The organism is Methanomassiliicoccales archaeon, from assembly GCA_035527755.1.
GTDB lineage: Archaea > Thermoplasmatota > Thermoplasmata > Methanomassiliicoccales > UBA472 > UBA472.
In genome coordinates this window covers 14510-36897 of sequence record DATKZX010000022.1, presented here as the reverse complement: position 1 = coordinate 36897, position 22388 = coordinate 14510, and the positions used below count along the sequence as shown (strand labels likewise).

Here is a 22388-nt window from a genome sequence, read left to right as displayed (position 1 = left end):
AATGGCTGACGAAGATAGCATTCCTTCAGAAGTCGTGGAGGTTATCGGCAGGACGGGCATGACCGGGGAAGCCACCCAGGTAAAGGTCCGCGTGCTGGACGGCCGTGACAAGGGAAGGATCATCACCAGGAACATCATGGGGCCGGTCCGAATGGGCGACATTCTGATGCTCAGGGAGACGTCCAGAGAGGCTCGAAAGCTCTCTCTCAGGTAAGGAGGTCATCAACATGGTCGAGCAACGTTTATGCTCCTTCTGCGGCGAGCAGATCGAGCCTGGAACCGGCAAGATGTACGTCAAGAAGGACGGCACCGTATTCCTCTATTGCACTAACAAGTGCTACAAGAACATGGTGACTATGAAGAGGGTGCCCCGGAAGATCACCTGGACCCAGGCGTACGCCGTCAAGAAGAACCTCACCCTGGCAGCCAGGGAGAAGATCGAGCAGAAGGAGCGAGCTCAATGATCGAGCGCACCTTCGTGATGCTCAAGCCCGATGCGGTGCAGCGCGGTCTGATTGGTCAGATCGTAGCCCGGTTGGAAGCTAAGGGCTTCCGCCCGGTAGCCATGAAGTTCATGCGCATCCCGCGCGAGCTGGCTGAGCGTCACTATGGTGAGCATAAGACCAAAGGTTTCTTTCCCAAGTTGATCGATTACATGACCGCTGGTCCGGTGCTTGTAATGGTCTGGGAGGGAGACAATATCATCTCCGTGATGCGAGGTATGATGGGCAAGACCAACCCGGTGGAGGCCGCACCCGGCACCATCAGGGGCGATCTCGCTCAGCAGACCGGCCGCAACATCATACATGGATCCGATTCCCCGGAGTCGGCCAAGCGGGAGATCGAGCTTTTCTTCAACGACTACGAGATGCAGAGCTACGAGATCTGCAGCAAGGTCTGGCTGTTCGAGTAGAATAAAAATCCTTTCCCCAAACCTTATTTTTTATACCTTTTTTTTTCAATATGATGCTTCTACGCCAGTCGACCGTGGTTTGGAAAAGATACTAATATGCATTTTCGAATCCGATGAACATGACCATCCGGCAACCCATCGTCAGCGTGCTGGGCCATGTGGACCACGGCAAGACCAGCCTGCTCGATTATATCCGGGGGACGGCGGTCATAACTCACGAGGCGGGAGCCATCACTCAGCATATCGGCGCGACGGAGGTGCCGTTGGATCACGTCAACAAGGTCTGCGCCAAGCTGCTCGGCAGCAGGAAGTTCACCGTACCGGGACTTCTTTTCATCGACACCCCTGGGCATCATTCCTTCACCACGCTGCGCGCCAGGGGCGGGTCCTTGGCCGACATAGCCATCCTGGTCATCGATATCAACGAGGGATTGAAACCGCAGACCCTGGAATCGATAAATATCCTCAGACGTTTCAAGACCCCTTTCATCATCGCCCTGAACAAGATCGACCTGATCAACGGCTGGGTCACCCACCCTTCGTCTCCTTTCATTCTTTCCGAGAAAGCGCAGACCGAGGAGGCGCTGGATGCGATGAACGAGAAAATGTATAACGTGGTCGGCCGCCTGGCATCCGAAGGGCTCTCCTCCGAACGCTACGATCGCATCGAGAACTTCAAAAAGAACATAGCGCTGGTCCCCATCAGCGCCAAGAACGGCGAGGGCGTACCCGACCTCCTTCTGGTCCTGGTCGGCCTGGCCCAGCGCTTCTTGGAGGATTCACTGAACACCGCCGTGGGTCCGGGCAAAGGCACCATACTGGAGGTCAAGGAGGAGCGCGGGCTGGGGCCGACCATCGACATCATACTCTACAATGGGGAGCTCAGGCAGGGTGACACCATAGCCCTCGGGACGAAAGGTAAACCGTTGGTCACCAAGGTCAAGGCCATACTGAAACCTAAGCCGCTGGACGAGATAAGGGACCCGCGGGACAAGTTCGACCGCATGAAGGAGATCACCGCGGCAGCGGGGGTCAAGCTGCTCTGTCAGAACTTGGAGGGGGCGGTCGCAGGGGCGCCCCTGCGGGTCATCAAGGGCGATCAGGACGAGGTGCTGAAGGAGATCGCCGAGGAGACCACGATCAACATCGAGGTAGTGGACAACGGTCTCATGATCAAGGCCGATGCCCTCGGCTCATTGGAAGCGCTCGCCTTTGAATGCAAGAGGGCGGACATACCCATCCGCAAGTACGAGATCGGGGACATTTCCAAACGTGACATCACCGAGGTCACCGCATATAACGATCCGTTGCACAAGGTGGTGCTGGGCTTCAACATCAACATGCTTCCGGACGCGAAAGAGGCACTGCTTCATCACACCTCCAAGGTATTCATCAACGAGGTGGTGTACGGTCTCATAGACGATTACCAGAGATGGGTAGGGGAGGAGAAACGCAAGGCCGAGCTGGAGAAGCGTTCCTTGGTGGCCTTCCCCGGAAAGATCAAGATATTGCCCAACTGTATCTTCCGCACCAGCAAGCCGGCCATCGTCGGCGTGCGTGTGCTGGCGGGCCGCATTCGTACCGGTCAGAAGCTGATCACCCATGACGGCAAGGACCTCGGCCGCATACGTTCGCTGCGGACAGGCGAGGACGTTCTGCGCGAAGCGATCGCTGGTCAGGAGATCGCCGTGGCCATAGAGGATGCCACCGTGGGGCGGCAGATAGACGTGGAGGACATCCTCTACATCGATATTCTGGAGTCGGAGATCAAGAACCTGCGGGACTACGACCTAAATCACGACGAGAAGGAGGTCCTGGAGCAGCTGTTGGAGATCAAGCGAAGAGGCGACCCCTTCTGGGGAATGTGATCATCTTTCTTTCCCGCAGTACGGGCAATATCGTCCGTAGGATGGCATGACCTCGCCGCAGCCCGCGCACTTCCTGTCACTTGATTCTGTTGCCCTCTGCAATCTGTTGCGGTTGGAGATGCGGAGCACGATCAGGAAAACCATACCGACCATGCCCACGAAGGCCATGAGGCCAATGAAAAGGTCCCAACGTGGCTCCTGCTGTACCTCCAGGTTCTGGGTGACCACCTGGTAATGCACCGTAAGATCGCCAGGGAAGGACGGTGTCCCGCCCCGGTCCGAATTGTCGATAAGCAGGGTGAAATCGCCCCCCTCCAGGAATAGGTGGTAGACACTGGCCGGTTCAGACCCAGCGTTCAATGAGGAAGAGTCGCTCACGTATTGGAACGGTCGTCCCGCCAGATACTCGCCGAATTGATCCTGGGTCATCAGCAGCACGTCGAAGCTGGTCTGCTCCGAACCAGTTTTAAGATAGGCCAGATAACGAATGCTGCCCGCGTCGTTGTAGGTGTACATCGAGGGAGCGGCATCGACGGTGAAGTTCATGATCACCATATGTCCCCCGGCCTCGATAGTGATGTCGTCATCAAGGGACAGCGCCTGGACCGACGTCGGTATGAACGAGGTCAGGACGACCAGGATGAGGACCGTGGCCAAGAGGCGGATCGACGACCTTGACACGGGCCATTCATGAATTTCCAGATAGATAAACCATGGTCAGGGTTATCTATCCTCACGCTGTTTCCCGTGACATGGGCTCCCGGCCGATCATCAACGTATACAATCCTGCCACTTTGGAAAAGGTTGGCCAGGCGGTGTCTACGCTTCCGGACGAGGTCCCCGGCATGGTCGAGAAGGCCAGGCAGGCGCAGTCCGATTGGGCCACCAGTCCACTGGCCGAGAGGTCCAAGGTCCTTCGTAAGGTGCAGAGCGCGCTGGTGGAAAGGGCGGACGAAATAGCTGAACTGGTGTCCCAGGAGACCGGCAAGCCGCTTATGGAGTCCTTAGCAACCGATGTCATGAACGCGATCAGCGTAGGAGACTTCTCCATCGAGCGCATGGCGCACCTCTTCCGCCGGAGCACGATCGATCTCGGCAGGATCTCGTTGATCATGAAATACATGGGCCGCTCCTCGTACATCGTCCCCCGGCCCTTGGGGGTGATCGGTATAATCACCCCTTGGAACTATCCTTTGGCGATTCCATATTCACTGACAATGATGAGCCTGGCCGCCGGTAACGCGGTGATCATCAAACCTTCCTCGTTCACTCCGCTGACCGCGTTGCGCTTGAAAGAACTGATGGAGGAGGCTGGATCGCCGACAGGGCTGGTCCAGGTGGCCGTAGGGGCAGGGGATGAGATCGGCGAGGCGGTGGCGTCATCGGCCGTGGACCGTATTATCTTCACCGGTCACGCCGACGTGGGCCGAAGAATAATGGTCCTGGCCTCTCAGCGGCTCACGCCGATCACCCTGGAACTTGGAGGTAAAGATGCGTTCATCGTCCTGAGGGACGCCGAACTGAAGCGCGCGGCCAAGGCGGCCTGCTGGGGTTCCTTCGTGAACAGTGGTCAGACATGCGGGGCCATAAAACGCATCTACGTTCACCGTTCGGTCAATGAAAGGTTCACTGCCCTACTGATGGAGGAGGTACGCTCCCTCCGCCAGGGTTTCGACCTGAAGGACCCGACCATATCCATGGGGCCTATGATCTCTGAGGAGATGGTGCAGAACATGGAGAATCAGGTCTCCCGAGCATTGGGAAAGGGGGCCAAGGTGATGGTCGGGGGAAAAAGGAGCGAGGGTCTTCGGGGGCATTACTTCGAACCGACGTTGATATCGGACCTGACGCAGGATATGGATATAGTGCATCAGGAGACCTTCGGACCGATAGTTGCTATGCTGACCTTCGATACCGAGGAGGAGGCTGTACACATGGCCAACGACAGCGCCTTCGCCCTTAACGGCAGTATCTGGACCGCAGACCTGGAGCGGGGGAAAAAGTTGGCCACCGAACTTAGGGCGGGCACGGTCATGGTGAACAACGTCGCCTACACCTATGGGCTGGGGGCCACTCCATGGGGTGGCCGGGGCGAGAGCGGCTCCGGCCGTACTCACGGGGATATAGGCTTCGAGGAACTGGTGGAAAGGCAGCACCTGCACGTCGACAAGGGAAGTTTCTCTTCGGAAATATGGTGGCATCCCTATGGAAAGGATGGTGTGGAAGCTATGCATGACTTCACTGGAATGGTGTTCAACCGGGAGAGAGGCAGTCTCATCCCTCGATTGCTGAACTCCCGTCGTCTTATGCGCCGCTGAGGCAGCAAACGGTATTATAGCATCCATCCGTTTTTGTGGGAGGGTCGGGATATGAAAAGTAGGGGCTGGAACGATCGAGCCAAATGGTATTTCATCTTGACCATCTTGCTGATAGCGATCGCATGGTCCTACACATGGTTCAGCCGGGAGGTGCCCCTGCACCAACATCTGCTGATACCTTTTGCCTTCGTCACCTTGGGCATGGCCATCAAGTATGGTGACCAGGTGTTCGACCTGAACATTGGGAGCAAGCGGAAGGCCACTCTGCTCTCGATCCCTGTCGGAATGCTCATGGGGGCATTGATCTTCCTCGACGAGGGATCGGCGACCATTTTCATCGGGCTATTACTGGCGTTGCTCATCGCCTCCAAATACGATAACCTGGCCTTCCGGTTGGGCTTCGTGGTCGCCGGGGGGTTTTCCATACTGGCGGTGGTGAGTGGCAACCCCTTCCACGGGGTCGGGGCCATAATGGTGATGATGGCGGCCTTCGCCGATGAGGTGCTCAGCGACCACGGGGACCGTATGAAGCCCGGTGTGCTATCCATATTTCTGCGGGAACGCCCGATCCTCAAGGTGGCCGTGCTCATGTTGTGCGTTGTATCGATCCTACCGACCTACCTTTATTTCATAGCGTTCCTGGGCTTCGACACCGGTTATTCGTTCGTGGAGCAGATCAGTCTTTCCGGAGGGATCGGACATCGAAAACCATGATGTGCTGGTGGTCGGCGCCGGTCCTGCCGGTGCCGCGGCGGCCTTCTTCCTATCTTATCTAAGCGAAGGAAAGCTGGACGTACTGTCCCTGGAGAAGCTGGAAGAGCGTTACGACCGTTACCATCACATGTGCGGGGAGGCCATGAGCGAGAAGGCCTTCGAGAGACTGAGCCCATTGATGCCGGAGGCGGTCACTTTCAAAATAAAGAGGGCGGTGGAGCATTGGCCCGGGGACATAACCATCGAGACCGAAACCCAAGGCTATATTCTGGACAGGCCGGCCTTCCTACGCAGGTTGCGGGAACGGGCGGCAAAGGAGGGCTGCCACCTGGAAAAGGGTACGGCGGTGAACGTCACCAAAGTGGGAAATGGATACCTGGTCCGGACCCGAGAGGGAAATGAGCATCGGTGCAAATGGTTGGTGGGTGCGGACGGATGGAACTCCCTGGTCCGCAGGACCTTCTTCGCCGGAGGTCCGCGCCTGCTCTGGGCGGAACAGTACGTCCTGGAAACGAAGACCGAGAACGACACCATGCACTTCCATTACGATGAAAGATATCGGGGGGGATACCGCTGGGTGTTCCCTCATCCATGGGGGAGCAGGGTGGGGTTCACCCGGGGGACGGAGCCCCGCCCATCGGCATTGGAAAGGCATGTGCGGGCCATCCCCTACGATTATCGGGAGGTGGTCAAAGGTAACGCCTGCCTGGTGGGGGATGCCGGAGGGCAGGCAAACCCTATTACCTTCGGAGGCATAGGCATCGGCATGAGCGCGGCCATGACCATGGCCAGATCATTGGTCGAAGGGAGCCTTTCCGGTTATGCCCACGATTGGCCCCGTTCGCCTTACGCTTCCCCGCTCTACGTCGACGCCTTCAACGCGTTGCGGGGGATGGACAACGCCGCTTTACGTCGTTCGGTGCGACCGTTCGTGAAGGGCTACGGCCGGGCAGCGGCCCTACGGGCCGCGGTCTCGGACCGGGAGAGCAGAAGATTGTACCGGGCATACGATCTGGCAGCGAAATGGGGATGGTGAGATGATGGACTGTGATGTGTTAGTGGTGGGGGCAGGACCGGCAGGCAGCGGCGCGGCCAGGACGTCCGCTTTGACCGGGGCGAAGACCTTGATGGTCGACAAGAAGAAGGAGATAGGCACACCGGTGCAGTGCGGAGAGGTGATCGGGCTGGAACTGGTAAAGCGATCAGGATTACGCATCCCTCCCCAGACCATCTGCGCCCGGCAGTCCTTCACCCGCTTCGTGCTGGGACGAGAGATCATCGTTGACAATGCCGAACCGTACTGGCGCAGCGTGACGGTCGAACGGAAGCTGTTCGACAAACATTTGGCGTTGAGAGCGGCCCTAGCCGGCACGGCGGTCCAGGCGGACACCAAACTTCTGTCGGCCAAGATGCGGGACGGGGCGATCACCAGCTGCCTGCTGAGCCATCACGGAGAGGAGATAGAGGTCGAGCCGAAGGTGGTGGTGGCCGCGGACGGGGTGCACTCTACACTGGCCAAGGTCATGGGGGCGGAGTTCTTCTCCCCGCAGGACGTGGCGCGAGGCGTGGAGTTCGAACTGGTGGCAAAGAAGGACCTCCCCGGATGCATGCAGATATTCATCGAGGAGGAGATCGGCCTAGGTTATGGCTGGATCATTCCCAAGGGAAGGAGGAGGGCCAACGTCGGACTGGGCCTCGTAGGCGTGAACGCCTCCCGCCGCTCCTTCCTGGAGGATTGGATAAACGGTCATCCAGTGGTCTCCCAGTACTTCGACGTGGAGAAGGTTTTGGAAGTGAAGATGGGCGACGCCCCTGTGCCCGGTTTCTTGGGCGGTCCGGTTAAAGGCAACGTGCTCTTCTGCGGGGATTCGGCCGGACAGACGCTGGCATTCGTGGGCGAGGGCATAATGCCATCGTACATATGTGGCGGACTGGCAGGCAAACACGCCGCGCTTATGGCCCAGGGGGAGCAACAGAATTACGAGGAGGATCTCGTGGACGCAATGGGCGACCAGCTGGTCATGGGCGCCGTCCTCAGGGACACGCTGGTGGAGCTTTGGTCCTCGAACGTCTTTGACCCCAAAATGCGTCCACTGCTTTCGGGAGCGGTCATGAACGAGCTGATCGGCCCGGACGATATGATGCAGACGGCGTCGTCCCTGGACGCGGAACCCTTAAAAGCCTTCCAGGCCATGGCCAAAGGCAGCGGGAGAGCTATTAAGGCGAGACGCTGTAAAAATACGCTCCATACGCCTCGGGGCGACCAATAATTATTTAAGTAAAACTACGTTAGGGCGGAATACTCATAGCGCTCAAAAGGTGTTTGGAATGGTTGAATTCAAGGCCGTTGTTAATGATATAAAGACCGGCATGTCTTACAATGTCCCAGTGTCGGGACATCACGCCAATTCCCTGATAGGGAAGAAGATAGGCGACACCATAGATGGAATATTCGTCGGGCTGCCCGGGTACAAGCTAGCGATCACTGGTGGGAGCGATAAGGACGGTTTCGCCATGAGAAAGGACCTTCCTGGACCGCGGAGGAAGAAACTGTTGCTGACCATCAGCACTGGATTCTACACCACCGAAGGTGGTCTGAGGAGGAGAAAGTCCGTGCGCGGGAACACCGTGGCCACAGACACTGTCCAGATAAACATGAAGATCGTCTCTCAAGGGACCAAACAGGTCGAAGAGCTGATCGTTAAGAAAGAGGAGAAGAAAAAATGAAGGTGTCCCACCAGCCTGAGGTCAACATCGGAATGATAGGTCACGTGGACCACGGCAAGACCACGCTGACCAAGGCGCTTTCCGGTGACTGGACCGATCGACACTCCGAGGAGATCAAGAGGGGTATCTCCATCAGGCTGGGTTATGCGGACGTAGCTTTCTATAAATGTAAGGATTGCGCCGAGGAGACCTTCTCCAACGACAATGTGTGCAAGGTCTGCGGCGGCGAGGCTGAATACGTGCGGTCAGTGTCCTTCGTGGACGCCCCCGGACACGAAACCCTGATGGCCACTATGCTATCTGGTGCGGCCATGATGAACGGTGCCCTGCTTTTGGTGGCGGCCAATGAGGAATGTCCTCAACCCCAGACCAAAGAGCACCTGATGGCCCTGACCATTATCGGGGTCGAAAATATCATCATCGTTCAGAACAAGATCGATATCGTGACCAAGGAAGAGGCCCTGGAGAACTATAATCAGATCAAGAAGTTCGTCAAGGGCACCATCGCCGAGGACGCGCCGATCATTCCCGTATCGGCACACCACGATGTCAACATCGACAAGCTGATCCAGGCAATCCAGAAACATATTCCCACTCCAAAGCAGGAGGAAAAGAAAACGGCCAAGATGTTCGTGGCCCGTTCCTTCGATATCAACCAGCCGGGAATGTCCATCGATGAATTGCACGGTGGAGTGCTTGGCGGGACGCTCATGCAAGGAAAGATCGCCGTTGGCGATGAGATAGAGATCTCCCCTGGTAGAAAAGTGGAGCTGCCCGGTGGTAAGTTCAGCTGGGAGACCATCACGACCACCATAGAGTCGCTGCACACTGGCGGTGCTCCGATCAACAAGATCAAGCCCGGCGGTCTTATCGCCATCGGCACCAAGCTCGATCCGTCGATGACCAAGTCCGACGGTCTCACTGGTCGCGTCGTCGGCAGGCCCGGCACGCTGCCTCCGGTACATTTCAAGTTCAATATGAGCACCCATCTTTTGGAGAGGGTGGTCGGCACCGCCGACGATATGATCGTGGAGAACATCAAGACCAACGAACCGTTGATGCTAAGCATCGGAACGGCGACCACGGTCGGTCTGGTCACCAGCGCTCGCGGTGATCAATCAGAGGTCGCTTTGAAGATACCGGTCTGCGCCGAGCTGGGGCAGAGGGTGGCTATTTCTCGCAAGATCGCCAACAAGTGGCGTCTTATCGGCTACGGTATCATTGAGTGAGGCTTCATGCAGAAGGTGGTCCTAGACACCAACGCGCTCCTTATGCCGTTCGAGTTCAAGATGAACTTGGACCTGGAACTGATCAATCTTTTCGGAGAGTTCGAAGCCTACGTTCCAGGGCCAGTCATAGGCGAACTGAAACGGTCCGGCAGCAAGCACGCCAAGGCCGCATTGATGCTGGCCGGCAAATACATACGTTATGAAACGTCGACCCAAGGCGACGAAGGAGTGGTGGAGGTCGCCAAGGCCTTGAACGCCATGGTGGTGACCAACGACTTCATCCTACGGCGGAAATTGAGGCAGGAAGGGGTGCGCGCAATTTTTCTGCGCTCGCGCAAGCGCCTGACCATCGAGGAATGATCAGATCAACGGTCGTGGCGGATCTTCCGGACCGCTCTTGTTCTTGAGGTCCATCTGTTCTATGCGCACTGCGCAGATGTCCTTTCCCACATGAGTTACGGCAAAGACCGGGACCTTGGTCCCTACCTGCATCGCCCCCTCCTCCTTGGCCATTCTCCATAAATGCTTGGAGGCGCAGGCTGTGACAACGTCGCAGTTGTCCAGCAGCACTTTCGACTCGTTCTCGTCCAGACCACTGGTGTGCACTCCGAAAAGAACGACATGATCGCCAAGCTCCTTGCGCAGCAGGGCAGCATCATTACCTCTGGCCACGGTCACACCTATCTTGCGATAGCCCATGTCCCATGCCATACGTCCTCCGGCCACCTGATCGATGCGCGCCGTTTCCGGGTCCAGCACCCTATCTCTGCCAATGGCATCAATGATGGTGAGGATGGGCGTGGTTTCCATCAGTCCAGAGATCCGTCCTCCTATTCCCTGTACAAGATCGGGGTCGTCGACCACCGCGGTCCCGGCACCATCACATACGACCACCGCGCAATCGAGAATACCTTTGGAGACGCACATGCCCATGAGCTCGGACACCCCGAAGCTGAGGAAGTCCCGCATGCGCATCTTACGGTCTGGAGCGCACATGCCGAAGTCCTTGATGCGGAACTCGATATTGTTCCGCACGATCTCGGCGGTGATCTTCTCGATCCCCCGGTGCTTGAAGAAGAGCGGGCAATAGTCCAGCTGAGGTTCACCCACCTCCACCACCTTGCCATCCTCAATGACCACTCTGGTCTTGCCAAGAGCTTCCATGACATGTCGGTCCTTCGTCATCAAGGTAGAAAAGAAATCATTTGATATCAAACCTACCGTATGATGTTAGTAAGTTTTTAATGGCGATATCTGTTAACCAAGATAGTAATCTATTACAGATTACCTAGTAGCAAAGAGCGGAGTGGTCACATTGCAACCCGAGAACGACGAGAAATTCGTTACCGCCCTCCGGCGCATCGCCCTAATGGGAGGGTTACACGATTACGTCGCCCTGTCCTCCCGGGAACTGGGAGATATGCTGGAAATGAGCCAGCAGTCCGCCTCCAAGCGTATCCTGGAGCTTTTGGACAATAAATTGATAGAGCGCGACCTGGGAGCGCGTCGTCAGCGCATCCGCATAACCACGAAGGGTGCGGACATGTTACGTAGGGAATATATCGAGTACCAGAAGATCTTCGAAATGAAGGACGAGGTAGTGATAAAGGGGAGCGTCGTCGAGGGTATGGGCGAAGGGCAGTACTACGTGACGCAGCCTGGATACATGGAGCAGTTCACGGAGAAACTTGGCTTCAAACCCTACGAGGGGACGCTCAACGTCAAGCTGCTGCCCACGGAGCACCATAAGTTGGAGACCTTGCGGAACGGCAGGACCATCGACATCAAAGGCTTCGAACGCAACGGTCGCACCTTCGGTGACGTGCACTGCATTCCTGCCAGCATACAGAACGTGGAGTGTGCGGTGGTCCTTCCCCGGCGGTCACATTACGAGGACGTGCTGGAGGTGGTCTGCAAGTACCATCTGCGACGAACGCTCAGTCTGGATGACGGTAACATGATAGAGGTTCGCATCCACCTGAACTTCTGATCACTTCACGCTGCGGACGACCGAACGGAACATGGACAGTCCGTCACCATCTTCCTTCCATTCTTCCCTGGTCCAATCAGGGTGGGTCTCCCTTCTAAGAACACGTTCGGGGTGCGGCATCATGCCTAGGACGTTACCTGCCGGATTGCATATCCCGGCGATATTGTGCAGCGATCCATTGGGGCACCACGGATATCCCGCATATTCCCCGTCCGGGTCGACGTAGCGGAACATCACCTGGTCGTTCTCCAACAAACGGTCCAGCATCTTCTGCTCCTTTTCCTTGGGGAACATGAGCTTGCCTTCAGCGTGCGCAGAGGGGTACATGACCACGGTGCCTTTCGGCATGTCCGCGGTGAACACGCTCTTGGCGCTCTTCTCCTGCTTGAGCAATGTCGGCCTACATTCGAACCTACCGGAGTCGTTGGTGTAAAGCGCCGCATCCGGAACGTCCGACATAGTGCCGTCCATGGCCGGCAGCAAACCCAGTTCCACCAGTATCTGGAAGCCGTTGCAGATGCCGATCACCGGTCTGCCATTATCCACGAACGATATCAGCTCCTTCTTCAACCCGCTCTTCATGCGGGCGGCGAAGATGGCGCCGGCGCGAACATAGTCCCCGGCAGAGAAACCACCGGGAAGCGCTAGTATGTCGTAGCTCCCCAGGTCCCTTCCCAGGTCCGAGGGGCACTGTCCCAATAGCTGCTTCAGGTGCACCCTTTCCGGGCTAGCACCGACCGAAGCGAAGGCCTGGAAGGTCTCATCCTCACAGTTCGTGCCCTCTATTCTCAACACGCAGACCTTGACATCCTTCATATGTTCACCCCATCAGCTTTCCGAGCGTCCCGCTCCAGGCGTTCCTCATCTCGTCGAGGGAGATACTGAACTTCTCAGTTTCCGTGGAGACCGTCAGATCCCTTCCGCCGACCTTTCCCAGTTTCTTGACCGGTACGGTCATGATCTTCAGGAACTCCTTCTCTTCGAACGGTTCGATCTCCACCACCCAACGGGTGTTGCTCTCCGAGAACAGCTCCTTCGTTGTCATGTATATGTGGATATCCGCTCCGATGTCCCCTCCCAGGCACATCTCGGCGACCGTGACCGCCATTCCCCCGTCCGAAATGTCGTGGCAGGAAGCGATCAACCCTTTCTTCATGCATTCGTGGAGCTGGTCCATGGACCGTTTCAGCACTTCAGGGGAGACGTCCGGGACCTCACCCCCCTGACCGCCGTATCTGCGGTACAGGGCGGAACCTCCGAACTCCTCCTTGGTCTCGCCGACCTGATAGAGCAGATTGCCCTTTTTCTTCAGGTCGGTGGTGACGCACTCGCGCACGTCCTCTATGATCCCCAGACCGAGCACGGTCGGCGTGGGCAGAACGGAACCGCGGGCCGTCTCGTTGTATAAGGAGACATTTCCGGAAGGGATCGGGAGGTCCAGATAGGAAGCAACCTTTCCGATCCCGGTCACGGCCTGTTTGAACTCGCCCAGCCTTTCCGGTTTCTCGGGGTTGCCGAAGTTCAGACAATCCGTCAGGGAATCCGGGTATCCTCCAACGGCAATGATGTTGCGGCATGCCTCGTCGACCGAGGCCATGCCGCCACGGTAGGCGTCCAGTCCGCAGAACCAGGGATTGACGCCTACGGCCAGAGCCAGCCCCCTCTCTCGATCGGGCAGTGGTTTGATAACGGTAGCATCCGAGGGGCCGCTCTTGTTCATGATCCCGGTGGCCGGTTTGACGACAGTGCCGCCGCGGACCTCGTGATCGTACATCCGGAACACCCACTCCTTGCTGGCGATGTTAGGATCGCTGAGCAGGTCGATTATGATGCGGTCTATGGAAGGCAGTTTTGGCACGATGTGCTTGACGGTGGACGAGCGAACATCGACCTTGAAAGGCCGGCAATACTCCGGTCCCTTGGTCAGGAAGTCCAGATCGACCTGGAAGATCTGCGAGTCCTGCCAGAACAGAGTGACCTCGTTGCCCGGGACGACCTTTCCGACGACGGTGGCTTCCACATCCCACATGGCGAACAGGTCCAGTATCCGCTTCACATTTTTCTCGGAAGCGGCAAGCATCATCCTTTCCTGTGATTCGGAGACCCAGACCTCCCAAGGAGCCAATCCGCTCTCCTTCAACGGTACGGTGTCCAGCTGCACCTCGGCGCCACATCCTCCGGACAAGGCCATTTCTCCGACGACACAGGAGAGACCGCCGCCCCCCAGGTCCTTCATGCCATTGATGAGGCCTTGGGAGTTCACTTCCAGACACGCATGGATGAGCGGTTCCTTGGTGATAGGGTCGCCCAACTGCACCGCGCCCCGGCTCTCGTCCTCTGAGACGGAGCTCAGTTCAGCAGAGGCGAAGGTCACGCCATGAATGCCGTCCCTTCCGGTGCGCCCGCCGCATAGGATGAGGTGATCCCCGACACCGCCAACGGCGTTGTCCCGTAGGTCCTCTCTCTTCACGATGCCAACGCAGCCCACGTTCACTAGGCAGTTGCCCAGATATGATTCGTCAAAGAACAGACCGCCGCATACAGTCGGTATGCCGATGCGGTTGCCATAATCCCTGATCCCACCGACGACCCCGGAGACCAGGTACTTGGGTGTCTTGGAACCGGCCGGCAGCGCTCCCTTATGGTCGATGGGTCCGAAGAACAGCGGATCGATGAGCGCGACCGGCTGGGCTCCCATGCACAGCACGTCACGCACTATCCCGCCGATGCCGGTGGCCGCACCCCCGTAAGGTTCTATTGCCGAGGGATGGTTGTGACTCTCTATCCTCAGAGCATAGCCGTACTCATCGTCGAAGACCATGACGCCGGCATCGCCCCTGGCCAGTACTCTGTCGTTGTCGATCCCGAAGATGTGCTCCCGCAGGAACACTTTGGATGATTTGTAGCAACAATGTTCGCTCCACGCCTGGGCGATGGACTCCACTTCAACGTCCGTCGGTCGGCGTTTCAGTCTGACGAAGTAATCCCTGATGCGCTGCATCTCCTCCAGGCTGAGCGAGAGCCCCATCTCATTGCTTAGGGCCTTCAGTTCATCGTCGGAGGCCTTTCCCAGGGCTATCTCATATAGACTGAAGGGCACATCACGCTTGAAGAACAGGTGTTCGAGGGGCATTTCCCTTCACCTAAGTTCGATCTTGAACTTTTGGATGACCGGATTGGCCAGCAGTTTCCGGCACATCTGCTCGCACTGCTTCTTGGCGGTTTCGTGGTCGGTGTCCATCTCTATCTCGAACATCTTGATGGAACGTACTCCCTCGATGTCATTGAAACCAAGCAGTTCTAGGGCTTTCTTGGTGTTCTTGCCCTCGGGATCCGCCACCCCCGGCTTGAGCTCGATCCTTATCTCTGCCACAACCATATATGCACCGATTGAGGAATGCCCCTTCTGTAATTAATCTTCTGCCCTCTGACTATATCCCCCACTGGTTGGAGACGGCCTCGAAGACTCCGGAAATGATGAACTCGACCGCTATGGCCGCTAACAGCAATCCCATGATCCTGGTGAAGGCCATGGCACCGGACCGTCCCATGCGGGTGAACAGCGGACCGGCGTACTTCAGTAGAACGTAGGCGATGGCTATGGTGGCCAATATCCCCAGGAACACGGAGAAGAATCCGAAGGTGGAGTCCGAGGAATTCTGGGCGTAGCTGACATAGATCATGACGGTGGTGATGGCGCCCGGGCCGGCGAAGAGGGGGATGCCCAACGGTACGACGCCCACCTGATCCTTCTCCGACGCTTCCCGCGTCTCCTCGTCCGAGATCTTGGACTTGGTCATCTGCCCCCTGGTCATGGTGAATGCGATGGAGAAGAGGAGGACGCCCCCGGCGATCTTGAACGCCGGAATAGTGATCCCGTAAAGGTCGAAGATATAGTTGCCGAAGAAAGCGAAGACTATCAGGACACTACCGGCGACCAAGCACACCTTGCTTCTGACCTTCTTCAGAAGTTCAGCTGAATAACCTTCGGTGATAGCCACGAACACCGGTATGTTACCCACTGGATTAACGATGGCGAAGATCGAAGCGAAGGCGGATATGGCGAAGGCCAGGTCCATGTAATAACGAGCGTTCTCGGGCTATTAAAAATTAAGCGAAGAACTCATGTTGATACCTTCCTCGCGAACACCAGATACCCGGTATGTCCCAGCGTCTCGTAGGAAGGTCGCACTCCCATATCGTGCACCACCATCTCCCTCTGCATGTTCTCCAGGCTGCGGATCTCAACGAATCCCTTTCTTCTTAGTTGGCGCACCACATCCTCCAGCTGGTTGGTGTTAGGGACATATGAACAGAATCTCCCACCGTTACGAAGCATGGAGGACACGTTGTCGATGGCGTCCCAGGGGTCCGGCATGTCCAGCACCACCGCGTCCACGACGATGTCCAAGCGGTCCTTGCGCACGTCCCCCATCTCCAAGCGCCAGGCATCCGCCAGTCCGGCCTTGTCCACGTTCCTCTTGCCCTTCTCCGCGAACTCCGGGCGTATCTCCATGGAGATGACCTGTCCCCAGGGACGAACCTGGTTCAGCAAGGCAATGGTGAGGGCGGCCGAGCCGACCCCCGCTTCCAGCACCTTGTCCCCGGACTTCACGTTCAGTTCGAGCAAGATCGTCGCCGCGTCCTTGGGGGTGATGATCTGGGCGCCGCGCTCCACCGAGGACATCATCTCAGAGGCGCCCGGAACGAGAAGCCAGAACTTCTTTCCCGCCACGCTGACCTCGGCGCCGTCCTCCGCCGCCAATAGGCGGTCCCCGTCCACCACTCCCATACTGGGTAGCTTCAGCATCCCCTTGTTCAGGACGATCCACGTCCTCTTCCCCTTTTCATCCAAAAGATACACTAGGGAGCCGTCAGGCAGCATGACGAGGTTATCTGTCCGGGCGATTAAATGATTGTGCCTCAGTCCTTCAGCTTTGCCCCGCAGTCGGAACACTTCTTGTCCACGTGCGATATTGCTGCGCCACATTCCGGACAGCGAGGTATGCCTTCGATCTGATTGAAAATATTCTTGGGCTTCTGCTCGGTCTTCGGCTCTTCCATGGGCTTCTCGACCTTCGGTAAATCATCCTCCGGTCCTTTCAGTTTGTATGTCGGCGGGCCATAGCTCTTCGGATCGACCGCCTTGTCCCTTTCTTTCTCCTTCATGGAGCGAATGCCGATGAAGGCCATGAGCCCAAGTACGGATAGCAGGAATCCGACTACCACCCATACGATCTCCACCTTGCCCTCCCGGTTCATGTACTGATACAGATAGATAGCGATCATCGCTCCGATCGCGAACCAAACCACCAAAGGTATCCAAATATCCAGAGCCATCCCGTCCTATCCTTCAACATGGCTTTACGGATATATCAAATTGATTTTGCCGAATTAAATTAATAATATAATCAAGCGCGACCATATTTTCATCATGGTCCGTTATCAATTCCCTTTGCTCATCATCGTAGCGTTCCTGATCATCGCCGGGACGTCGGTCGCCCACTCCCCTCAATTCGTGGAGGACAACGAGTCTTTGAATACGGCGCTGGAGGTGAAGGACACGGTAAAATCCTGGGCCATATACTCTCATCTACACGATGGCGATCCACGCTATTACACGTTCGAGATGAGCGAAGGGGACCGACTGCTCCTGAACCTCATCGTCCCGGTAAAGGACGGCGACGAAGGCTTCCTTCCCCGAATGGTCCTGATGGCGCCGGGGATATCCAATGAAGGCGCGTTGCCTGGGCTTGTCGAAACTCCGGACGGTTATGGATACCAGGTGATCGAGTCGTCCTTGCCGGAGGAAGCCACCTATGAAGGTTTCTCGCCTAGTGCATACTACGAACTAGGCAGCAGTGACTACCCCGCCCCGGTCACAGGTAGATATTACGTCGCCGTCTTCTCCACCCCACCGATAGAAGGCAACTTCGCGTTGGTCGTCGGATACGCGGAATCATTCACACTGCAGGAGATGGTCCTAATCCCGTTCAGTCTTTATTCGGTGTATCTATGGGAGGGACAGGGGGCATGGCAGGTCCTCGCGCCCATGGCGCTGACGTTAGTGGCGGGCATGGCGCTATTTCTGTACTTCAGAAGGCGGAGAACAGATGGTCTGGAGGTCCAGCACTTCTTGCTTCTGGTAGGAGGGCTGATCATCCTGGGAACGGCGGCCAGCACCGCCACCCAGGCCGTTATTTCGGTCTGGGATAGCCAGCTGGGGATGGAAGTGATGATTACCGTGTTCCTTTTCCTGATACCCGGGGTCTTCGCTCTGTTCATACTACGACGGGCCTGGGATGGTTCAAGTCCAAGCGGTATCGACAGGGCAATATTGGTCGTTCTAGGTCTGCTGTCAGTGGTAGCCTGGGCCGGTTATATCGTCGGTCCGGCCTTGGTGGTGTTCGGCGCTCTGCTTCCTGAGAGGAAGGCATACATGCCCCGCCGTTAGTTCAAAACATCCCAAAGCTGTCCAGGCCCAGTAAGAATAGGGATATCGTCAAGATAACGGGGACCGCGATCACCACTCCGGCCTTGGCAATGTCCCGGCGGCTCACCTTCTTGGTCGAATAGATGAGGGTGATGGGCGGCGTCCCGATAGGGGTGATGAAGCTGAGCGAGACGCACAGCCCGCAGGTCAGAACGAGCAATTGAGGTGACAATCCCAAGGCCCGGGATAGTCCCAGGAGGATAGGGATGAACATAGCGGCCGTGGCGGTATTACTTATGAAATTAGTGATCACAACGGTGACGGTCGCCACGACCAGAAGGACTATGATCAGCTGTGCGCCCAGCAGCGCATTTTGCAATCCATCCGCCAACCACTGCGCGGCGCCGGAGAACACCAACGCTTCCCCCAACGCCAGCCCGGAACCGATTATCAGGAACACGTCCCAGGAGATGGAGCGGGCGTTATCCCAATCGATCGCCCGGACGATGAACAACGCCACCGAGGCGGCCAGAGCGACAACGGCAGCGCTCATGAACGAGGCCGGAAGATCGAACCAGTTGGCGATGTTCGCCCCTATGATCCAAAGCACGACCGTAGGTACGAACACCATCAGAGTGCGGCGCTCGCCTCCGTTCAATCTCCCCATCTCCTTCAGGTCATGACGCAGTTCCCCCACCTCCAAACGCTCTCCCTTTGAGGGGAACAGGCGGGTCAGCAGGAACCAGGCGCTTATGAGAAGCACCAACCCCATGGGGACGCCCACCATCATCCAATCCAGGAAAGTAAATGAAATTTCCTGGGCCAAAAGCCCGGAGGCTATGGCGTTAGGGGCGGACCCGGTCACGGTCATCATTCCCCCAGCGGCGGAACCGATCCCGATGCCGAGCAGCATTCGGGCGGTGACATGCTCCCCTACGTCCTTCAGTCGCGTAGTGATGCCCAGGACCACCGGTATCAATATCGCCACCGCGGCGGTATTGGATATCCACATGCTCAGGAAGGCCGCCGCGCCCATTAGATAGAACAACGTGCGATCGCGGTTGCCGTCGGCACGCAGCACCATAAAGTATGCCAGGCGACGGTCCAATCCGTTACGGTGAAAGGCCTCCGCCATGATCAATCCGCCGATCATCAGGAAGACGATGGGATCTGCGAAAGGTTCCAGGGCCTGTGCTGCGGGAAAGACGCCAAAGAGGGTCAGCAGTACTGGTACCAGCAATGCCGTCGCCGGCAGCGGTAGGGACTCGAAGGTCCACATGATAGCAATGCACAGGAAGATGCCCAGGGCGTCCTGCACCTTGCGATCGAGGTCCAGCGGTAGAAGTACGAAGACGATGAGGGTCAGGAACGGTATAATTAATTTGATGGGACGCTGCCAGGGCGGCCGCAGTCCACGAAAGAAATGAAAGAACGGCACCCGGTCTCGTAGAGAATAGAGGATCGTCCCCAGTGACCGCTCTTCGCCCCGGTTGCCCACGCCAGAGCTATTGGGGCCAGGGATATATTAGAATGTCCGGCGGAACAAGATTTTAATAGAGCGACCACGTTTGACGCCCGATGGCCGAGCTTGCCTATCCTAAAGGACCTATCAAGATATTCTCTCTGCTGCTTATAGTGACAGCGGTGGTCTTCTATTGGGTATGGGGGATCGTCTATGGAAGTTGGAATCTTTTTTCCCCGGAGAACATGGGCGTGTACGCCATTTTCGTCGTCCTTCTCGGTTTTGGTGTTCTAGGGTACCTTCTGACCCGGTTCAAGAAGTGAGCCCGCTACGCAACTATTATATCTGGACACATCGAATATTGTCCAGAGGGAAAGCGTTTGAAAAAATTAGGCAGTTGGTTCGTGCCATACCTCATGGGTCTATTGATCGCCATCGAGGGGGCGGCCTTGATGGTCCTATCTCGAAGGGTGGAGTTCGTGGACGTCCTGGTGCTCGACCAAATGTTGGTCATGGTCCTGGGCGTGGTGTTCTTCGTTCTGGGAATGTTGCTTTTTGTTCCGTTGTTCCCTCAATGGCAGGGGAAGGTCAGTGAAAACATCTTGAAAAAGGTGCAGCTATCGGCAGCTGTGGCCGTACTGATAATATCCCTGATCTTTCTGCTCATAGCCGCCCCGGCGATCGTGGGGGATGTTGGTGAAATAGGCAAGCAGTGGGTGGTGCTGGTCGCTTCTGAGATGTTCCTATTGGGCATTCTCGCCTTCGTTTTCCTCTACTACGAACCGTTGGCCAACCGTAGGATGGCCTGGCTGGAGTGGCTAGGAATGTTCGCCGCATGCCTGGTGATAACCGAAGGAGCGGTCATATTCGGTCTTCGTGGCAATCTGAACATCCACGGGGAAATGCACGTGGGATCGGAGTTCATGATCCTCATAGGCATCATCCTGATCGCATTGGGCATCTTCGAGATGATGATATTCAACCGTCGAAGGGAAGGGGAATCAGAGAAGACGATAAAGATCGTGGACTGGGCCGGTCTGGCGGTAAGCCTGGCCATCGGAGTGATCGGTCTCATCGCCTTGGTCGTAGCGACATCCATAACCCTGGACGGACACACCCTCGGCATCATGTGGTTGGTGGTAGGCGGGCTTCAACTGGCGCTGTTAGGCGCATTGCTCAATTATACCCAAGCATTGGTAGGTGGACGCGAAGGATGGAACATGGACCTGGGTCTGATAACCACCATCGTGCTGCTGATAATGATACCCATAGCTGCCTTGCTCTGAATCACATGGAGCGGGAGGCGTAGGTAGGCCGGTCGACCGGCTTGCCGCAGATCAGGCATTTTCCCAGGTATTCCTCTTTATGATAGGGGGTCCCGAGCAGCTTCAGACCGCTACGTTCCTCGAAGGTACGACCGCACTCTTCCGTGCCGCACCATCCGAAACGCACCACCTTCTCCGGTATGTTCTCCAACGATTCCAGTTCCTGCACCGCATTGTTCGAAGCGGCCACGGCCTTCTCTCTCAATTCGCGAGAGATGGTGATGAGCATTTCACGTACGTGGTCCACCACGTCCGCGCGGTCCAGGGTGCCTTTGCCGCCAGTGTCCCGTCGGGCATAACTGACCTTTCCGCCTTCTATGTCGCGCATGCCCATTTCCAGACGTAGCGGTACACCGCGGATCTCCCAATTGTGGAACTTACTGCCTGGCCTCTCATCGCTGTCATCCAGTTTCACGCGTATGCCAGCTGCCATAAGCTCCTGCCTCAGCTTTTGACATTCCGCAGCCACCTCGTCCACCTTGCCTTTGGCGAGAATGGGGACGATCACCACTTGGAAGGGGGAGATGTCCGGCGGGAGCACCAGGCCCTTGTCGTCACCATGCACGGCCACGACGGCGCCGACCAATCGCTCGGACATTCCAAAGGTGGTCTGATGGACGAATTGGCGGTTGCCCTCCTTATCCTCGTAGGTGATGCCGAACGGTCGAGAGAAGTTCTCACGGTAATGGTGAATGCTGCCCAATTGCAGACTACGGCCATCCGGGAGCAGGGTGTCCACGCCGACGGTGTAGTATGCCCCGGGGAACTTGTCCCATTCGGTGCGCTTGAGCAGGAAGAACGGGAGGCAGAGATGCTTCATGACCTTCTCCAGGATGACAAAGTCCTCCTCGACCTGTTCCTGTGCGCCCGCCTCGTCCACATGGCAGGTATGCGATTCGAAGAAATGGATCTCGCGAACCCGGATGAAGGCGCGGGTCTGCTTCGTCTCGTACCTGAACGTGTTCACCAATTGGTAGGTCTTTAGCGGCAGATCGGTATGTGAGCGCACCCAAAGGGCGAAGATCGGGTACATGGCCGTCTCGCTGGTCGGACGCAATAGAAGACGGACGTCCAGTTCGTTCAATCCGGCATGCGTGACCCAGTACACCTCGGCGTCGAAGCCCTTGATGTGGTCCTTCTCCTTATTGAACTCCGTTTCCGGAATGAGCAGAGGGAAGCAGACCTCGTCGTGGCCGGTGACGTCGCATTCCTCTCGAATGTAAGTGTCAATGAAACGCATGATCTTCCAGCCGTAGGGGGTCCAGATGTTCATGCCCTTGATGGGATAACGCTTGTCAGTGAGGTTGGCCAGTTCCACTACTTCGTTGTACCACTCGCTGAAATCCTCTTGTTTCCTCATTTCACTACACCCTCAGGTCGATATCATCGGAATAATGTGACCTTCTATA

Annotated in this window: 25 protein-coding genes; 15 read left to right on the top strand and 10 right to left on the bottom strand. The window is 56.9% G+C overall.

What is annotated here, in order from left to right; all coding sequences use genetic code 11:
- Position 1 precedes the first annotated feature (1 nt).
- The 4 genes from VMW85_07720 (at position 2) to infB (ending at position 2781) form a co-directional block, all read left to right on the top strand.
- The gene (locus VMW85_07720) at positions 2–214 is read left to right on the top strand and encodes a 30S ribosomal protein S28e (protein HUT27915.1); all 213 of its coding nucleotides are present in this window, start codon (positions 2–4) and stop codon (positions 212–214) included.
- Between the two features lie 13 nt (positions 215–227).
- Positions 228–464: a 50S ribosomal protein L24e gene (locus VMW85_07715; protein ID HUT27914.1), complete on the top strand. Its 237-nt coding sequence runs from the start codon at positions 228–230 to the stop codon at positions 462–464.
- Positions 461–913: a nucleoside-diphosphate kinase gene (ndk, locus tag VMW85_07710; protein ID HUT27913.1), complete on the top strand. Its 453-nt coding sequence runs from the start codon at positions 461–463 to the stop codon at positions 911–913. The genes VMW85_07715 and ndk overlap by 4 nt, the downstream gene beginning before the upstream one ends.
- Positions 914–1032: 119 nt before the next feature.
- On the top strand, positions 1033–2781 hold the full coding sequence (gene infB, locus VMW85_07705; protein ID HUT27912.1) for a translation initiation factor IF-2: 1749 nt from the start codon (positions 1033–1035) through the stop codon (positions 2779–2781).
- Here the strand turns inward: infB and VMW85_07700 are convergent, their stop codons facing one another.
- A complete protein-coding gene (locus tag VMW85_07700) occupies positions 2782–3462 on the bottom strand; it encodes a zinc ribbon domain-containing protein (GenBank protein HUT27911.1) in 681 nt (226 codons plus the stop codon).
- Positions 3463–3494: 32 nt separating this feature from the next.
- On the opposite strand from VMW85_07700, the gene VMW85_07695 reads away from it, so the two are divergent.
- From VMW85_07695 to VMW85_07665, 7 genes are read left to right on the top strand one after another with little or no spacing between them, the layout of a single operon-like run.
- The gene (locus VMW85_07695; protein ID HUT27910.1) at positions 3495–5099 is read left to right on the top strand and encodes an aldehyde dehydrogenase family protein; all 1605 of its coding nucleotides are present in this window, start codon (positions 3495–3497) and stop codon (positions 5097–5099) included.
- Positions 5100–5150: 51 nt separating this feature from the next.
- On the top strand, positions 5151–5813 hold the full coding sequence (locus tag VMW85_07690) for a hypothetical protein (GenBank protein ID HUT27909.1): 663 nt from the start codon (positions 5151–5153) through the stop codon (positions 5811–5813).
- A gap of 1 nt (position 5814) precedes the next feature.
- The gene (locus tag VMW85_07685; protein ID HUT27908.1) at positions 5815–6849 is read left to right on the top strand and encodes an NAD(P)/FAD-dependent oxidoreductase; all 1035 of its coding nucleotides are present in this window, start codon (positions 5815–5817) and stop codon (positions 6847–6849) included.
- Position 6850: 1 nt separating this feature from the next.
- Positions 6851–8083 (top strand): NAD(P)/FAD-dependent oxidoreductase, encoded by a 1233-nt coding sequence (locus VMW85_07680; protein ID HUT27907.1) that lies wholly within the window; start codon positions 6851–6853, stop codon positions 8081–8083.
- A gap of 58 nt (positions 8084–8141) precedes the next feature.
- Positions 8142–8540 (top strand): 30S ribosomal protein S6e, encoded by a 399-nt coding sequence (locus VMW85_07675; GenBank protein ID HUT27906.1) that lies wholly within the window; start codon positions 8142–8144, stop codon positions 8538–8540.
- On the top strand, positions 8537–9769 hold the full coding sequence (locus tag VMW85_07670) for a translation initiation factor IF-2 subunit gamma (GenBank protein HUT27905.1): 1233 nt from the start codon (positions 8537–8539) through the stop codon (positions 9767–9769). The genes VMW85_07675 and VMW85_07670 overlap by 4 nt, the downstream gene beginning before the upstream one ends.
- A 6-nt stretch (positions 9770–9775) precedes the next feature.
- Complete coding sequence (locus VMW85_07665) at positions 9776–10129, top strand: twitching motility protein PilT (GenBank protein ID HUT27904.1); 354 nt, start codon at positions 9776–9778, stop codon at positions 10127–10129.
- Here VMW85_07665 and VMW85_07660 read toward each other — a convergent pair whose 3' ends face one another.
- Positions 10130–10954, bottom strand: coding sequence for a methanogenesis marker 8 protein (locus VMW85_07660; protein ID HUT27903.1), 825 nt, complete (start codon positions 10952–10954; stop codon positions 10130–10132).
- Between the two features lie 130 nt (positions 10955–11084).
- Here VMW85_07660 and VMW85_07655 point away from each other — a divergent pair, with 130 nt between their 5' ends.
- On the top strand, positions 11085–11759 hold the full coding sequence (locus tag VMW85_07655) for a DUF120 domain-containing protein (GenBank protein ID HUT27902.1): 675 nt from the start codon (positions 11085–11087) through the stop codon (positions 11757–11759).
- On the opposite strand, the gene purQ is transcribed toward VMW85_07655, so the two are convergent.
- The 6 genes from purQ to VMW85_07625 are packed head-to-tail and all read right to left on the bottom strand — an operon-like array spanning position 11760 to position 17099.
- Positions 11760–12575 (bottom strand): phosphoribosylformylglycinamidine synthase subunit PurQ, encoded by an 816-nt coding sequence (gene purQ, locus VMW85_07650; GenBank protein HUT27901.1) that lies wholly within the window; start codon positions 12573–12575, stop codon positions 11760–11762.
- A gap of 4 nt (positions 12576–12579) precedes the next feature.
- Positions 12580–14892, bottom strand: coding sequence for a phosphoribosylformylglycinamidine synthase subunit PurL (gene purL / locus VMW85_07645; protein ID HUT27900.1), 2313 nt, complete (start codon positions 14890–14892; stop codon positions 12580–12582).
- A 6-nt stretch (positions 14893–14898) separates the two neighbouring features.
- Positions 14899–15138: a phosphoribosylformylglycinamidine synthase subunit PurS gene (gene purS / locus VMW85_07640; protein HUT27899.1), complete on the bottom strand. Its 240-nt coding sequence runs from the start codon at positions 15136–15138 to the stop codon at positions 14899–14901.
- Between the two features lie 52 nt (positions 15139–15190).
- Positions 15191–15838 (bottom strand): MarC family protein, encoded by a 648-nt coding sequence (locus VMW85_07635; protein ID HUT27898.1) that lies wholly within the window; start codon positions 15836–15838, stop codon positions 15191–15193.
- Positions 15839–15882: 44 nt separating this feature from the next.
- Entirely contained in the window at positions 15883–16644 is a 762-nt protein-coding gene (locus VMW85_07630) for a tRNA (adenine-N1)-methyltransferase (protein ID HUT27897.1), read from the bottom strand.
- 38 nt (positions 16645–16682) lie between these two features.
- A complete protein-coding gene (locus tag VMW85_07625) occupies positions 16683–17099 on the bottom strand; it encodes a zinc-ribbon domain-containing protein (protein HUT27896.1) in 417 nt (138 codons plus the stop codon).
- Positions 17100–17193: 94 nt separating this feature from the next.
- Between VMW85_07625 and VMW85_07620 the strand changes: the two genes are divergently transcribed.
- On the top strand, positions 17194–18213 hold the full coding sequence (locus VMW85_07620) for a hypothetical protein (GenBank protein ID HUT27895.1): 1020 nt from the start codon (positions 17194–17196) through the stop codon (positions 18211–18213).
- A gap of 1 nt (position 18214) precedes the next feature.
- Here VMW85_07620 and VMW85_07615 read toward each other — a convergent pair whose 3' ends face one another.
- Positions 18215–19690: an SLC13 family permease gene (locus VMW85_07615; protein HUT27894.1), complete on the bottom strand. Its 1476-nt coding sequence runs from the start codon at positions 19688–19690 to the stop codon at positions 18215–18217.
- A gap of 80 nt (positions 19691–19770) precedes the next feature.
- On the opposite strand from VMW85_07615, the gene VMW85_07610 reads away from it, so the two are divergent.
- Positions 19771–19977 carry a hypothetical protein gene (locus VMW85_07610; protein ID HUT27893.1) on the top strand — a complete coding sequence of 69 codons (207 nt, stop codon included), beginning with the start codon at positions 19771–19773 and terminating at the stop codon, positions 19975–19977.
- Between the two features lie 57 nt (positions 19978–20034).
- The gene (locus VMW85_07605) at positions 20035–20940 is read left to right on the top strand and encodes a hypothetical protein (GenBank protein ID HUT27892.1); all 906 of its coding nucleotides are present in this window, start codon (positions 20035–20037) and stop codon (positions 20938–20940) included.
- 1 nt (position 20941) lies between these two features.
- Here the strand turns inward: VMW85_07605 and proS are convergent, their stop codons facing one another.
- Positions 20942–22339, bottom strand: a complete 1398-nt coding sequence (proS, locus tag VMW85_07600; GenBank protein HUT27891.1) for a proline--tRNA ligase — start codon at positions 22337–22339, stop codon at positions 20942–20944.
- Between the last annotated feature and the right edge of the window lie 49 nt (positions 22340–22388).

Coding starts and splice junctions, on each gene's coding strand:
- VMW85_07720 (HUT27915.1), top strand. CDS start 2: ATGGCTGACGAAGATAGCATTCCTTCAGAAGTCGTGGAGGTTATCGGC.
- VMW85_07715 (HUT27914.1), top strand. CDS start 228: ATGGTCGAGCAACGTTTATGCTCCTTCTGCGGCGAGCAGATCGAGCCT.
- ndk (HUT27913.1), top strand. CDS start 461: ATGATCGAGCGCACCTTCGTGATGCTCAAGCCCGATGCGGTGCAGCGC.
- infB (HUT27912.1), top strand. CDS start 1,033: ATGACCATCCGGCAACCCATCGTCAGCGTGCTGGGCCATGTGGACCAC.
- VMW85_07695 (HUT27910.1), top strand. CDS start 3,495: ATGGTCAGGGTTATCTATCCTCACGCTGTTTCCCGTGACATGGGCTCC.
- VMW85_07690 (HUT27909.1), top strand. CDS start 5,151: ATGAAAAGTAGGGGCTGGAACGATCGAGCCAAATGGTATTTCATCTTG.
- VMW85_07680 (HUT27907.1), top strand. CDS start 6,851: ATGATGGACTGTGATGTGTTAGTGGTGGGGGCAGGACCGGCAGGCAGC.
- VMW85_07675 (HUT27906.1), top strand. CDS start 8,142: ATGGTTGAATTCAAGGCCGTTGTTAATGATATAAAGACCGGCATGTCT.
- VMW85_07670 (HUT27905.1), top strand. CDS start 8,537: ATGAAGGTGTCCCACCAGCCTGAGGTCAACATCGGAATGATAGGTCAC.
- VMW85_07665 (HUT27904.1), top strand. CDS start 9,776: ATGCAGAAGGTGGTCCTAGACACCAACGCGCTCCTTATGCCGTTCGAG.
- VMW85_07660 (HUT27903.1), bottom strand. CDS start 10,954: ATGACGAAGGACCGACATGTCATGGAAGCTCTTGGCAAGACCAGAGTG.
- purQ (HUT27901.1), bottom strand. CDS start 12,575: ATGAAGGATGTCAAGGTCTGCGTGTTGAGAATAGAGGGCACGAACTGT.
- purL (HUT27900.1), bottom strand. CDS start 14,892: ATGCCCCTCGAACACCTGTTCTTCAAGCGTGATGTGCCCTTCAGTCTA.
- purS (HUT27899.1), bottom strand. CDS start 15,138: ATGGTTGTGGCAGAGATAAGGATCGAGCTCAAGCCGGGGGTGGCGGAT.
- VMW85_07635 (HUT27898.1), bottom strand. CDS start 15,838: ATGGACCTGGCCTTCGCCATATCCGCCTTCGCTTCGATCTTCGCCATC.
- VMW85_07630 (HUT27897.1), bottom strand. CDS start 16,644: ATGCTGCCTGACGGCTCCCTAGTGTATCTTTTGGATGAAAAGGGGAAG.
- VMW85_07625 (HUT27896.1), bottom strand. CDS start 17,099: ATGGCTCTGGATATTTGGATACCTTTGGTGGTTTGGTTCGCGATCGGA.
- VMW85_07620 (HUT27895.1), top strand. CDS start 17,194: ATGGTCCGTTATCAATTCCCTTTGCTCATCATCGTAGCGTTCCTGATC.
- VMW85_07610 (HUT27893.1), top strand. CDS start 19,771: ATGGCCGAGCTTGCCTATCCTAAAGGACCTATCAAGATATTCTCTCTG.
- proS (HUT27891.1), bottom strand. CDS start 22,339: ATGAGGAAACAAGAGGATTTCAGCGAGTGGTACAACGAAGTAGTGGAA.